Annotated in this window: 13 protein-coding genes and 1 riboswitch; of the genes, 4 read left to right on the plus strand and 9 right to left on the minus strand. The window is 59.7% G+C overall.

Features of this window, described 5'->3' with window-relative positions; genetic code table 11:
• Positions 1–203 precede the first annotated feature (203 nt).
• Genes thiM through thiD form a run of 3 tightly spaced genes read left to right on the plus strand, consistent with a single transcriptional unit; the run spans position 204 to position 2,565 of the window.
• Positions 204–1,034, plus strand: coding sequence for a hydroxyethylthiazole kinase (gene thiM / locus GZ092_RS15515; RefSeq protein WP_293637715.1), 831 nt, complete (start codon positions 204–206; stop codon positions 1,032–1,034).
• A gap of 15 nt (positions 1,035–1,049) precedes the next feature.
• Positions 1,050–1,718: a thiamine phosphate synthase gene (gene thiE / locus GZ092_RS15520; protein WP_293637717.1), complete on the plus strand. Its 669-nt coding sequence runs from the start codon at positions 1,050–1,052 to the stop codon at positions 1,716–1,718.
• Complete coding sequence (thiD, locus tag GZ092_RS15525; RefSeq protein ID WP_293637718.1) at positions 1,708–2,565, plus strand: bifunctional hydroxymethylpyrimidine kinase/phosphomethylpyrimidine kinase; 858 nt, start codon at positions 1,708–1,710, stop codon at positions 2,563–2,565. Before thiE ends, thiD begins: the two co-directional genes overlap by 11 nt.
• Here thiD and GZ092_RS15530 read toward each other — a convergent pair.
• The 9 genes from GZ092_RS15530 to GZ092_RS15570 form a co-directional block, all read right to left on the minus strand.
• Positions 2,549–3,853: a cytosine permease gene (locus tag GZ092_RS15530; protein ID WP_293637719.1), complete on the minus strand. Its 1,305-nt coding sequence runs from the start codon at positions 3,851–3,853 to the stop codon at positions 2,549–2,551. The genes thiD and GZ092_RS15530 overlap by 17 nt on opposite strands.
• Positions 3,854–3,910: 57 nt before the next feature.
• Positions 3,911–4,023: riboswitch (TPP riboswitch) on the minus strand.
• A gap of 133 nt (positions 4,024–4,156) precedes the next feature.
• Positions 4,157–5,257, minus strand: coding sequence for an NAD(P)/FAD-dependent oxidoreductase (locus GZ092_RS15535; protein ID WP_293637720.1), 1,101 nt, complete (start codon positions 5,255–5,257; stop codon positions 4,157–4,159).
• A 76-nt stretch (positions 5,258–5,333) separates the two neighbouring features.
• The gene (fdxA, locus tag GZ092_RS15540; RefSeq protein ID WP_293637721.1) at positions 5,334–5,663 is read right to left on the minus strand and encodes a ferredoxin FdxA; all 330 of its coding nucleotides are present in this window, start codon (positions 5,661–5,663) and stop codon (positions 5,334–5,336) included.
• 173 nt (positions 5,664–5,836) lie between these two features.
• Complete coding sequence (locus GZ092_RS15545; protein WP_293637722.1) at positions 5,837–7,150, minus strand: GTP-binding protein; 1,314 nt, start codon at positions 7,148–7,150, stop codon at positions 5,837–5,839.
• Positions 7,150–8,082: a sulfate adenylyltransferase subunit CysD gene (cysD, locus tag GZ092_RS15550; protein WP_293637723.1), complete on the minus strand. Its 933-nt coding sequence runs from the start codon at positions 8,080–8,082 to the stop codon at positions 7,150–7,152. The genes GZ092_RS15545 and cysD overlap by 1 nt, the downstream gene beginning before the upstream one ends.
• Positions 8,079–8,876, minus strand: coding sequence for a phosphoadenylyl-sulfate reductase (locus GZ092_RS15555; protein WP_293637725.1), 798 nt, complete (start codon positions 8,874–8,876; stop codon positions 8,079–8,081). Before GZ092_RS15555 ends, cysD begins: the two co-directional genes overlap by 4 nt.
• An 11-nt stretch (positions 8,877–8,887) precedes the next feature.
• The gene (locus GZ092_RS15560; protein WP_293637727.1) at positions 8,888–9,298 is read right to left on the minus strand and encodes a DUF934 domain-containing protein; all 411 of its coding nucleotides are present in this window, start codon (positions 9,296–9,298) and stop codon (positions 8,888–8,890) included.
• A 46-nt stretch (positions 9,299–9,344) separates the two neighbouring features.
• On the minus strand, positions 9,345–11,177 hold the full coding sequence (locus GZ092_RS15565; RefSeq protein ID WP_293637729.1) for a nitrite/sulfite reductase: 1,833 nt from the start codon (positions 11,175–11,177) through the stop codon (positions 9,345–9,347).
• Positions 11,178–11,212: 35 nt separating this feature from the next.
• Positions 11,213–12,004 carry a sulfite exporter TauE/SafE family protein gene (locus tag GZ092_RS15570; RefSeq protein WP_293637731.1) on the minus strand — a complete coding sequence of 264 codons (792 nt, stop codon included), beginning with the start codon at positions 12,002–12,004 and terminating at the stop codon, positions 11,213–11,215.
• Between the two features lie 290 nt (positions 12,005–12,294).
• Here GZ092_RS15570 and GZ092_RS15575 point away from each other — a divergent pair, with 290 nt between their 5' ends.
• The gene (locus tag GZ092_RS15575; RefSeq protein WP_293637826.1) at positions 12,295–13,473 is read left to right on the plus strand and encodes an ABC transporter substrate-binding protein; all 1,179 of its coding nucleotides are present in this window, start codon (positions 12,295–12,297) and stop codon (positions 13,471–13,473) included.
• The last annotated feature ends 52 nt before the right edge of the window (positions 13,474–13,525 follow it).

Here is a 13,525-nt window from a genome sequence, read left to right on the forward strand (position 1 = left end):
TCCCATCCCGAACAGGACAGTGAAACGACTCAGCGCCGATGATAGTGCGGATTCCCGTGTGAAAGTAGGTCATCGTCAGGCTCTTATAGCCCCCCTGAACCAGCCCGGTTGATCTCACGATTGACCGGGCTTTTTCTTTTGGCTCGCGTTTTGTGTATTGGTGTTTGTCATAAACTCCGCCTTTTAATTTCAATAAATGACAGATGACACATCTTTCTCCCCAACACATATGGGAAGACATTGCTGCGGTTCGTAAGAAGTCGCCGTTAGTCCACAGCATCACGAACCTTGTGGTTATCAACTTCACGGCCAACATTCTCCTGGCTGCTGGTGCTTCGCCCGTGATGGCTCATGCACATGAAGAAGTGCGTGACATGGCTGGTATTGCAAACGCATTGGTACTGAACATCGGCACGCTTGATCCCTACTGGGTGGAAAGCATGAAACTTGCATTGGTTGAAGCGACTCGGCGAGGCATTCCGACTGTAGTTGATCCGGTAGGTGCTGGCGCCACGCCTTACCGCAACCAGACACTCGAGGCGTTGCTTGCCTTGGCTGCGCCAACAGTGGTACGCGGTAACGGCTCTGAAATCATGAGTATGTCCGGCTCTGGCATGACAACTCGCGGCGTTGACAGCAGCGCTGCTGCCGTGGATGCGTTGGATGCCGCACAAAAGCTGGCTTGCTACACGGGCGGAACCGTTTGCGTCAGCGGCCAGACAGATCACATCCTGGATGCAAAAAAACGCTGGTCGCGCCTGTCCAATGGTCATGAATGGTTGACGCGAATCACCGGGGTAGGCTGTTCAGCCACTGCTTTGATCGGTGCATTCTGTGCCGTTCAGCCAGATGCCTGGCGCGCAACCACCTCTGCGATGGCTTTTTTGGGGGTCGCCGGGGAAGTTGCCGCTGAAAAATCCCAGTGTCGTGGCTTGGGATTGGGCAGCATGGCCGTTAGCCTGCTGGATGAGATTCACTTGCTGGATCGGGCCACCTTGGAAAGTCGGCTGAAACTGCAAGTGGCAAGTTGGTGACGCTTGTGTGATGGCATGCTGCGCTTGAATCCTGATTTTCTGCGGTTGTACCTCGTCACTGACCAGTCATCGCTGCGAGGTCGGTGCCTGCTTGACGTGGTCCATGCTGCGGTGCAGGGCGGTGTGAGCTGTGTACAGCTGCGCGAGAAGAATTTAGGCACACGCGATTTTCTCGCACAAGCGCTGTTGCTGAAAAAGCTGCTGGCACCCTATGGTGTACCGCTGGTTATCAATGATCGCATCGATATTGCTCTTGCTTGTCATGCTGAGGGCGTTCATTTGGGCCAGAGCGATCTCCCTGTACTTGAGGCGCGCAGCTTGCTGCCGTCCGAAGTATTCATCGGCTGGTCGGTCGAGTCCATATCGCAAGTGCTGCAAAGTGCCCGGTTGCCTGTTGACTACCTCGGCGTGAGTCCAGTTTTTTCCACGCCCACCAAGACAGACACCCAAACCGCCTGGGGAATTGAAGGCCTGGCAGCGGTACGTGCATCTACCTGCATCCCATTGGTCGGGATTGGCGGGATTCATGCGGACAATGCGCTCGATACATTGCGCGCTGGTGCCGATGGGCTGGCTGTTGTGAGCGCGGTGTGCTCGGCATCAGACCCGCGTGCGGCGGCTGCGTACCTTAGATCCCTGTGTGATGAAGAACTAAAAACGCGTAAAAAAAGCCATGACCAATAACACCACACGGTTTCTACCAACTTTTGAATTTTTTCGTGTTCTGTCCATTGCCGGATCGGACAGCGGCGGCGGCGCGGGAATTCAGGCCGATCTCAAGACTTTTGCGGCTTTGGGTTGCTACGGCATGACCGCCATTACCGCCTTGACTGCCCAAAATACGCAGGGCGTGCGCGCTATTCATGGTGTACCGCCAAAGATGCTGCGTGACCAGATTGATGCGGTGATGGAGGATATCGGCGCGCATGCGGTCAAAATCGGCATGCTCCACTCCCCCGACATTGTGCAGACTGTGGCAAGTGCCATTGATCGCCATGCCTTGCAAAACGTCGTGCTAGATCCTGTGATGGTTGCAACCAGCGGCGCCGTGCTGATTGACAACCCGGCTGTAGCCCTTCTGGTGCGTGAGTTATTTCCACGCGCTCTGCTGGTCACGCCCAACCTGGATGAGGCGTCGCTGCTGGTCGGACGTGCCTTGCATCACGAGCAGGACATGGAAGCTGCTGCACAGGAGTTGATGGCCATGGGAGCTCAGGCGGTACTGCTCAAGGGCGGCCATTTGGCGGGCGATCAGGTGTGCGATCTGCTCCTGCTGAAAAACAGTGCGCCGCACTGGATGCGTGCGCCGCGCATCCACACCGCCAATACCCACGGCACCGGCTGCACGCTATCTTCCGCCATTGCTGCGCATTTGGCGCAGGGCGCAGGCTTGCAGGAAGCGGTGGAGGCCGCACGATGCTACGTGCGTGCCGCGCTTGAGGCCAGTGCGACAGTGCGTACCGGGGCGGGTAGCGGGCCGCTTAATCACAGCTATGCACCGCTGACCATGCGTCTCAAACCGCTGCGCTGACCTCTGGGCTGTTCAACAGACTGCGTGTCAACCACGCCAGCACAAAAGTCAGCGCCAGCGTTGGCAGTGCCGCTCCCCACTGGGGAGACAGCTGTGCGAACAGGTGGTAGCAGGCTACGCCCAGCAACCAGATGGCCACCGCACTGGTGTTGACCTTGCGCTGTGTCATCAGCTGCTCCACATTTGGCTGGCCAGCCAGTCGCGCCAGAATTACACCGTAGAGTGGAACAAACACCGAACTTAGCATCAGCAAAAATGGCTCCAGGCTGCGCATCGGCAGCACCAGCGCGAGCGCTGTGCAAACTACCGCAAGGGCCATGCCCCAGCGCCGAACACTCCAGGCCGGCTTCAAACTGTGGCCAGCGACCGAGCCCGAATAAACGTCGCCATAGGCATTGTCCACCTCGTCGATCAGGATCAGACCCAGTGCAATCAGTCCGCCCTGGGCTAATAACAATGCCGCCACCAGGTCGGTGCTGGGCGTTGTCAATGCCACCAGCAAACCCAGGGAATAACACCACATATTGGCTACGGCGTAACCCAGCCAGGTGCCCCGAAGCGCACTGTTGCCATTGCGGCCATGTCGCGCGAAGTCAGCCACCAGTGGCAACCAGGACACCGGCATGGCGATCACCAGGTCCAGTGCGGACAGGGTGCTCATGCTGCCATCGCCGGTCCGGTTCCATATTTCGGACAAACCCTGCGCACTGGCCTTGGACAGGAATTGCCAGCTCAGCCACAGCAGTGACGCAAAGACCAGCGGCAGGCCGTAACGGCCGATAAACTTGCGCACCAGCTTGACCATTGAGCCCGACAGCAGGGCCAGCAGCACGGTGCCCCAGAGGATTGTCACCAGCACGGGCCACAAGTTGGCGCTAAAACCGCCCGATTGCCGTGCAATGGCCACAGTGCCGTCCCGCATCACGACCAATTCAAACGTGGTCCAGCCGATGAGCTGGACAATGTTCAGCAGGACGGGCAGACGCGCAAAACTGCTTCCATAAGTGGCATGCATGAGGCCGGCGCTGGACAAGCCGCTGTCGCAGCCGATCTTGGCCGTCCAGGCCAGCAAGCCTGCGCCCAGCACCGAGCCAAAAACGATCACCGTCAATGCGGCACGGGTTCCAAGTGCCGGCACAAGATAAGCGCCGATCTGCATGACCAGCAGGCCCACGCCCAGGCTGAGCCAGAGCGCCGCATGGTCGCGCCATCCGAACAGACGTTCGTCTGCAGGCAAGGGCGTCAGCGCGGTGTTGCCGCCCGGTGATGAAAGAGAAGTGGCGGCCATCTGCAGTTCCGTTCGTCAATGGCAGGGCGGCTTGCCGGGCATCCGTGCCGAACGGCGGATGCTTGAGACATGCTTCCCTGCGCGAGGATTACCTCAATCAGGTTCAAAGGGACTTTCTCAGTCACCGTGCCCACCCTTGGCAAGACCCGGTAACACCCCCAGCGAAAGTGTTTTTGCAAACACAGCGGGAATTGTAGAAGGATTTCCTGGCCAAGGACTTTTCCGCCAGGGTGGCGGACACGCCGGTGGACAATGAAAAAAGCCCGCACTAAGCGGGCTTGAATTGAAAGGATATAACGCCTGTCAGTCGAAAACTGGCGACTCCACGCCCAGCACCTTGTGCAATTTCGGGCTGGTGGTGGTGTATTGCAGGTGAATTTTCTTGTCCGGAAAAATGATGGGCGCCGCACCGAACGCAGCCAGGGCGCATTCATGGAAACCGCTCAGGATCAGCTTTTTCTTGCCGGGGTAGGTGTTGATGTCGCCCACCGCAAAAATACCTGGCATGTTGGTAGAAAATTTCTCGGTGTCCACCTTGAGCTGTTTGCGCTCGATGTCCAGACCCCAAAGAGCAATGGGCCCCAGCTTGGGCGACAGGCCAAAGAACACCAGCATGACATCAAGCGGCACGACGCGCGTGATGCCATCGGCGCCCGTGACCTTGGCCGCCGTCAGCTTGCCGTCTTTTTCGTCGTAGCCGGTGACCTGGCCAATCAGGAACTGCATTTCGTACGCATCGCATAATTCCTTCATCTTGGCGACGTTCGCGGGCGCAGCCTTGAAGCCATCGCGACGGTGAATCAGGATCACGCTTTCAGCCTTGTTCGGACCTTCTGCGACAAAGTTCAAGGCCCAGTCGAGAGCGGAATCGCCGCCACCGATGATCACCAGGTTTTTGCCGGCAAAGTCGGCCGGATTTTTGACACGGTAAAACAACTGGCTGTTGTCGAACTGTTCCAGACCTTCAACGCGCAGCAGCTTGGGCTGGAATGCGCCTACACCAGCGGCGATGAAGATGGTCTTGGTGAGAAATTTCGTACCCTTGGAGGTTTCAACGAAAAAGCGGCCGTCTTCCTGCTTTTCAACCACGCTGACTTCCTGGCCCAGGTGAAAGGTCGGGCCGAATGGCTCAATCTGCTTCATCAGGTTGTCAGTCAATTCTTTGCCGGTACACACGGGAATCGCCGGAATGTCGTAAATCGGCTTGTCGGGGTAAAGCTCTATCGGCTGGCCGCCAGGGTAGGCCAGCGAGTCGATGATGTGCGCCTTGATCTCGAGCAGGCCGAGTTCAAACACCTGGAACAGGCCGACAGGGCCTGCGCCCACGATGACCGCATCGGTTTCGATGGGGCCATCGTGCTGGGCTGCGGTGTTGATCACTTCTTGGTTCAGTTGAGGTTCCATGATTTTTTGACTTGAATTTTTAAATGGCTGGCGGGTGCAACCCGAACGTCATGCGCCCGTTTGCCCATGAGGCCGGTCAGCGCACCAGTTCGGACAGCTTGTCGGTCTTGTCTTTCCATTCTTCGGCGTCCGGCAGCGCGTCCTTGCGCTTGGTGATGCTTTTCCAGCCGGGTGCGCTGGTCAGGTCGGCATTGATCTTGATGAAATGCAGCTGGTCGGAGGGCAGGTCTTCTTCGGCATAAATGGCGTTGACCGGGCATTCTGGAATGCACACGGCGCAGTCGATGCACTCGTCCGGATCAATCACCAGCATGTTCGGACCTTCGCGGAAGCAGTCCACGGGACAAACGTCCACGCAATCGGTGTATTTGCAGCGGATGCAGGGATCGGAAACGACGTGGGTCATGGTGTTATGGGCGGGTCGGTGAAAACCCTGAATTTTAAGGCAATGCCTGACAAATTCACTTGACCCAACGCATACCTGTGGAAATCAACGGATTCCCCAGGTGTTACGTCAAGCGTCGAAGCGGGTCGAGCGATTTAAAAAGCAGGGTTGAACGGTTTAAAAAAGAATTGAAGTTACAAAACCAGCGCAGCGCCAGAGGTTTTGTGCGATGCGGTATCAACCAGTACCAGCGAGCCGAGGATGCGTGAGCGCACGTAAGGCAGCGTCACCAGCGGTTCCTGCAGGCTCAGTTCGACATGACCGATGGCGTTCGGCGGCAGTTCGCTGGCATCTTCCTCGGCCAGGGTGTTGACATCGAGTTTGTGAACAATGCGTTTGACCTTGGCCTTGACCCAGCGATGGCCTTGCAGCGCCCAGTAAACACGCCCGGCCACCAGCGGCTCGTCGTCCATCCAGGCGATGGTGACGGCAATTTCGCGCGATGGCGTGAACGTGTCTGGTGCCAGCAGCCAGTCGCCGCGCGAGACATCGACTTCGCGGTCAAGCACAATCCCGGCGCTGTGGCCGGCCACGACAGATTTGGGCTGGCGGGTATGGCCCAGCACCTGCGCCACCACGGCGGTTTGCCCGCTCGGCAACAGGGTCACGGTCTGGCCGGGCTGAACGCCGCCAGTAGCAACGCGTCCCCAGAAAATGCGACGGCCTTGCGAGGTGTCAGCCGAGGCTGAAAACTTTTCGACCCACTGCACCGGAAAGGAGAAAGCTTCATCCGTCTCGGCAGGTGTGGCGGGCAGTTGCTCCAGCAGCGCCAGCAAGGACGGGCCTTCGTAGCCGCACCAGCCGGGCGTGCCATCGACGATGTTGAAACCCTTGAGTGCCGACACGGGCACGGTGGCCGTAACCGGGATTTTTGCAGCGTGGGCAAAAGCGGCCAGCGCGGCGCTGATGTTGTTGAACGCCAGCGTGGCGTCTTCCACCGCGTCCAGCTTGTTCACGGCGAACACGATGGACGGCACACGCAGCAGGTTGACCAGCAGCGAATGGCGGCGCGTTTGCTGCAGCAACTCCAGCGCCGGGTTTTTCCAGTCGAGCTTGGTGGCATCGACCAGCACCACGGCAGCGTCGGCGCTGGATGCAGCGGTGACCATGTTGCGCGTGTACTGCTCGTGGCCGGGCGCATCGCCGATGATGAACTTGCGCTGTTCGGTGGCGAAGTAGCGGTAGGCGACATCAATCGTGATGCCTTGCTCGCGTTCGGCTGAGAGGCCATCGGTCAGCAGCGCCAGGTCGGTAACGCCGGCGCGTTGCACACCGGCCAGGTGATCTTGCAGCACGGCCTTGCTGTCCACCAGCAGGCGGCCAATCAGCGTGCTCTTGCCGTCATCGACGGAGCCGCAGGTGATGAATTTCAACGCAGATTTCAGGTCTTTTTGGCCTGTAGCGCACACTGCACCTGCGCTGCCAGCTATCAAATCTATAGTAGTCATCAGAAGTACCCGTCTTTCTTGCGCTTTTCCATTGATGCTTCGGAAGTTTTGTCGTCCATGCGTGTGGCGCCGCGTTCACTGACATCGGCTGTCAGGGTTTCAATCACAATTTCAGCAGCCGTTGCCGCCGGGCTTTCGACCGGGCAGGTGCAGGTGATGTCGCCCAGCGTACGAAAACGCACGGTTTTTTCAAGCACGGTTTCGCCGGCACGCGGCGGGGTGAGTTCCGACACCGGCACCAGCAAGCCCTTGCGCTCGACAATCTGGCGGCTGTGCGTGTAGTACAGCGACGGCAGCGCGATTTGCTCGCGCTCGATGTATTGCCACACGTCCAATTCCGTCCAGTTGCTGATCGGGAACACGCGAAAATGCTCGCCGGGCTGCAGGCGCGTGTTGAACAGCGTCCACAGTTCGGGCCGCTGCGCCTTGGGCTGCCACTGGCCGAAGCTGTCGCGGTGCGAAAAAATGCGCTCTTTGGCACGCGCTTTTTCTTCGTCGCGACGCGCGCCGCCAATCAGCGCGTCAAAACGGAATTCCTCAATCGCCTCCAGCAACGTCACCGACTGGTGCGCGTTGCGCGGCTCGTCCGCATGGGCCAAGCGCACCGTGCCGCGCTTCATCGAGTCTTCGACATGGCGAACGATCAGCTCCGCGCCGAGTTCCTGCGCGCGCAAGTCACGAAAGGCGGTCACTTCGGGGAAGTTGTGGCCGGTGTCGATCATCAATAGCGGATACGGAATACGGCCAGCACCAAAGGCTTTTTCAGCGCATTTCAGCATCACCAGCGAGTCTTTGCCGCCCGAAAACAGCAGCGCCGGGCGCTCAAAGGCGGCGGCGACTTCGCGCAGGATGAAGATGGTTTCTTCTTCCAGCGCATCAAGGTGGGAATTGCTCAGCGTGTTCAGCAACTGGGGTTCGGCTCTGGCGTTCATGCGGTGGTCTCTCTGGGGGGAAGGAGGCTGGAAAGCGGTTCAAACGCGGCGGGTTCCTGGGCTTCGTGGGTGCCATCGGCAGCGACGTGCAGGCCGCATTCCTTGGCGCTTGCGTTTTCCCACCACCAGCGACCGGAGCGGAAATCTTCGCCCAGCGTCACAGCGCGGGTGCAGGGCGCGCAGCCGATGCTGGGGAAAAACGCGTCGTGCAGCGGGTTGTAGGGAATGGCGTTGACCGAAATGCAGTGCCAGACATCGCCCAGCGTCCAGTCGGCCAGCGGGTTGATCTTGGCGCGTTCCGGCTGCTGCTCGATATCGTGGACTTCGGCTCGGGCGGCGGATTGCTCGCGGCGCAGGCCGGTCAGCCAGCCTTTTTTGCCGGCCAATGCGCGCTCTAGCGGCTCCATCTTGCGGATATGGCAGCACTGCTTGCGCAGTTCCAGGCTTTGGTACATCGCTTCAAGGCCGTTGGTTTGCACAAAGGCTGAGGCGGCGGCTTCGACAGGACGGTAAACATCGACCTTGACCGGGTAACGCGCTTCAATCCGTTCAATCAGCGCCACGGTTTCAAGATGCAGCATGCCGGTGTCGAGCACAAAAATGCTGGTGCTGGCGTTGTCCAGCAGGCCGGCTTCCTGCATCAGATGCGTCACCACCATGTCTTCAGCACCCAGGCTGGACGCTTGCGTCAGCGGCGAGTAGGTGGCTGCAGCCGATTGGAGCAGCGCCAGGCTGCGCGCGCGTTTTTGCGCGAACTCCGGCGAGGGTTTGGCGTAAAGGGAAATGGCACGCATAGGGGGCTTTCTCAGGCGGCCACGGGGTCAAGGGCTGCGGCACCAAAATGCGGCAAAACATCGACGGCGTCGCCCTGGTATTTGCCCACGCCGTAGCCGGGGTAAGCCGCCAGCACGCGCCGCGCCACGTCCAGGGGCTGGTCGGCGCGCAGCACGGCCACGTCAAAACCGCTGCGTTTCATTTGCGCCAGCTGGTCGACCAGCACATCGCCGGTGGCGCGGATTTCGCCCTTGAAGCCGAGCCGGCGGCGCAGCAAGAACGCCTGGCTGAACGCGCGGCCATCACTGAATTTGGGGAAATTCAGCTGCACACGTGCCACGCCTTCCAGCGACACGTCGCGTGGATCGGCGTCATTGGTCAATTCAATGCTGTTTTGGTCATTGGCGCATACGGCGTGGTTGTTGGCTGCTATCAATTTCATGGTGTTTCTCCGGTTTAGAGGTTCGGTATGAAGGTCAACAAGCCACTCAAGCGGCAACGCTTTCGGCGGCTTCGGGGCGTCGGGTGCTCATGCGGGCGGCGTTGGCAGCCAGCTTGAACGCATCCGGGCCTGTGCGGCGCAGCGTGTCGATGAAGGTTTCGCGGCCATTGCGCTGGGCCACGTAGGTCGCAATCAAGGCTTCAATGACTTCAGGCACTTCGGCGGCAGAAAACGACGGTCCCACGGTTTTGCCGGGCATGGCTGGGCCGGACAGCAAGGTGCCGTCAGCGCCGCCCAGCGACACCTGGTACCACTCCTTGCCGTCTTTATCGACGCCCAGAATGCCGATGTGGCCGCTGTGATGGTGGCCGCAAGAGTTGATGCAGCCGCTGATGTGCAGGTCAATCTCGCCCAGGTCGTGCAGCTCGTCCAGATCCTGATAGCGCTCGGTGATGGCTTCGGCAATCGGAATCGAGCGGGCATTGGCCAGCGAGCAAAAATCGCCGCCGGGGCAGGTGATCATGTCGGTCAGCAGGCCAATGTTCGGGCGGGCCAGACCCGCAGCACGGGCCGCTTGCCACAGCTCGGGCAGGTCGTCGGCATGCACCCACGGCAGCAACAGGTTTTGCTCGTGCGTGACGCGCAATTCGCTGGCGCTGAAACGGTCGGCCAGATCAGCCGCGATGTCCATTTGTTCGCCAGTGGCGTCGCCGGGGGCCTGGCCCAGACGTTTGAAGGACAGCGACACGGCGCGCAGCGCGGGGTTTTGGTGCGGCCTGACGTTGCGTTCCAGCCAGCGGGTGTATTCGACGTTGCCCTGTGCTTGCGTGCGCAATGCTTCGTGTGCGGCTTGCTCGGCGGGCGTGCGCACGCGCTGCGTGACAACGGGCGCGACGAAGCAGGCCGATACGCGGTCGAACTCGGCTTGCGTGATCAGGTGCGGCGCGCCGTCCTGCTCGACGATTTGCTTGAACTCGGCCTCGACCTGGTCGATGTAGCGCTGGCCTTCGGCTTTCACCAAAATCTTGATGCGCGCTTTCCAGGCGTTGTCGCGACGGCCGTAGCGGTTGTAGACGCGAATCACCGCTTCGATGTAGTTCATGATCTGGTTCCATGGCAGGAACTCGCGGATCACGCTGCCAATCACCGGCGTGCGGCCCATGCCGCCGCCGACCAGCACCTTGAAGCCCAGCTCGCCAGCCTCGTTGCGCAGCAATTGCAGGCCCACGTCGTACCAGCCGATGGCGGCGCGGTCTTCCAGCGCGCCGTTCAGGGCAATCTTGAACTTGCGCGGCAAGAAGGCGAATTCGGGGTGCAGCGTGCTCCACTGACGCATGATTTCTGCAAACGGGCGCGGGTCGGCAATCTCGTCGGGTGCAATGCCGGCCAGTGCGTCGCTGGTGATGTTGCGGATGCAGTTGCCGCTGGTCTGGATGCCGTGCATGTCCACGCTGGCCAGCAAGTCCATCACGTCGGCCGCATCGCTCAGCGGAATCCAGTTGTATTGCACGTTGGTGCGGGTGGTGAAGTGGGCGTAGCCCTTGGTCAACTTGGTGTGCACCGACAGGCCGTTTTTCAGAGGCACGGCACCGAGCTTGTCCTGCATGGCCTGTGCGTCGGCCAGCAGGGCAGCGTCGGGCTGGTCGTATTCGCGGGCGATTCTGGCCAGCACGCGCAGCTGGTGGCTGGCCAGCTCGCCATAAGGCACGGCCACGCGCAGCATGGGCGCGTAGCGCTGCACATACCAGCCGTTTTGCAGGCGCAGTGGCTTGAATTCGTCTTCGGCCAGTGTGCCTGCCTGCCAGCGGGTGAGCTGGTCGCGGAACTGGCTGGCACGGGCTTTTACAAACTGGCGGTCAAATTCGGTGTATTGGTACATAGAGGTCAAAGGTCAGGTGAAAAGGGAAGAATGGATCAGATGGAAATGAGTTTCACGCCGGCGTAAGCCAGCAGCATCGACAGCAGCGAGCGAATGGCGCGATCAGGCGTTTTGCGCATCAGCTGCGTTCCGAGCCATATGCCAGGCAGCGAGCCGGCCAGCAGCTTGAGCAGCAAAGGCCAGTCCACCGAGCCAATCGACGCATGGCCCAGGCCAGCGACAAGTGTCAGCGGCACGGCATGGGCAATATCCGCTGCCACGATGCGCGGCAAGGGCAGTGCGGGGTAAAGCAGCATCAGCACAATCACGCCGATGGCGCCTGCGCCCACCGATGTCAGCGTGACCAGCGTGCCGATCACCGCGCCAAAAATTATCGGCAGCGCCCAATGGCGCGCGTGCGTGGCCTGGGCCAGCAGTTCAGGGGCAATGTGCTGGGGCGGCGTCTTGCCGCGACACACCTTGTAGAAGGTCGATGCTGCCGTCAGCAGCAGCGCCAGACCCAAGGTGGTGGTCATGATCGACTGGGTTTGCGGATCTGCCGGGCCGAGGCGCTGCAGGAAATACAGCGTGACCAAAGACGCCGGAATGCTGCCCAACGCCGTCTGCCCCACGATGCGCCAGTCAATCACCCGGGCGCGCGCCAGGCTGACCGTGCCGCCCATCTTGGTGAAAGCGGCAAACAGCAAGTCCGTGCCAATCGCCAGGTGCGGCTTCACGCCAAACACGAAGATCAGCAGCGGCGTCATCAGGGAACCGCCGCCCACGCCGGTCAGCCCGACCACGAGGCCCACGAAAAAACCGGCAAAAATAAACGCGAATTCATGCATAAGACCGAGAATGTAACGGCGCTGCTTATGAATTCAAACTATAGATTTGTTCTTCCTTTATGCGAATAAGCATATTCACTCATGCGCACGCGGGTTTGCAGGCATTTCTGACAACTGGCTGGAGAAACCAAATATTGGTTTCATGATTGCGCGCAATGCAAGCCGAACTGTGCGCGGTAAAGTCTGTTTTTTTTCGGGTTGGTTTCGTAGAGGCAAACCCACCTGATCGCCGAATTTTTTACTTTTGGAGAAAAATCTTGAAATTTGCAAAATCTGCCTTACTGGGCACTCTGTGGCTGGCCACTGCGCTGTCTGTGCAGGCCGCTTCGGATGTGCCCATCAAGATTGGGGAAATCAACAGCTATTCGACGATTCCGCAGTTCACCCTGCCTTACCGCCAGGGCTGGCAGTTGGCCGTGGAAGAAATCAACGCGGCCGGTGGCCTGCTGGGACGCAAGGTCGAAGTGATTGCCCGCGATGACGTAGGCAAGCCCGAAGAAGCGCTGCGCCATGCCATCGAACTCACCTCGCGCGAAAAAGTCGATGTGCTGGCCGGCGGATTTTTGTCCAACGTGGGGCTGGCCCTGGCTGATTTTGCGCAGAAAAACAAGCGCGTCTATATCGCCAGCGAACCGTTGACTGACGCGCTGGTCTGGGAAAAAGGCAACCGCTACACCTTCCGCGTGCGCCCCAGCACCTATATGCAGGCGGCCATGCTGGTCGAGGAAGCGGCCAAGATGCCGGCGAAACGCTGGGCCACGATTGCGCCCAACTACGAATACGGCCAGAGCGCCGTCGCCAGCTTCAAGGAGCTGCTCAAGGCCAAGCGGCCCGATGTGGAGTTTGTCGGCGAACAGTGGCCGGCCCAAGGCAAGCTCGATGCCGGCACCACGCTGCAAGCCACGATGCAAAGCAAGCCCGACGCGATTTTCAATGTCACTTTTGGCGCAGATTTGGCCAAACTCGTGCGCGAAGGCAACCAGCGCGGCATTTTTCCAAAAACGCCGGTGGTGTCTTTGCTGTCGGGCGAACCCGAATACCTCGACGTGCTGAAAGACGAAACGCCCAAGGGCTGGATCGTCACCGGCTACCCGTGGGACCAGATCGACTCCACCGAACATGCCAGCTTTGCAGCCAACTACTACCGCCGTTTCAAGGAATACCCGAAGGTCGGCTCGGTGGTCGGTTATTCGACCATGCAGGCGATTTTTGCCGGCATCAAGAAAGCCAACTCGACGGACAACGAAAAGCTGGTCGTAGCGCTGCGCGGCGTGAAGTTCAGCACGCCGTTCGGTCCGGCTGAATTCAGGGCCGTCGACCAGCAATCGACAATGGGCGCCTATGTCGGCAAGCTCGATCTGCGCGGCAACAAGGGCACGATGGTGAACTGGCGCTATGCCGACGGAAAAGCCTATTTGCCAAGCGACGCCTACGTCAAAGCCAGACGACCGGCAGAAGCGATGAAGTGAAATTGCTATTAAATAAATAGCTGCTTGCGCAGGCCCACTATGCGCAAGCGCC

It is taken from the genome of Polaromonas sp., from assembly GCF_010365105.1.
Lineage (GTDB): Bacteria > Pseudomonadota > Gammaproteobacteria > Burkholderiales > Burkholderiaceae_C > Polaromonas.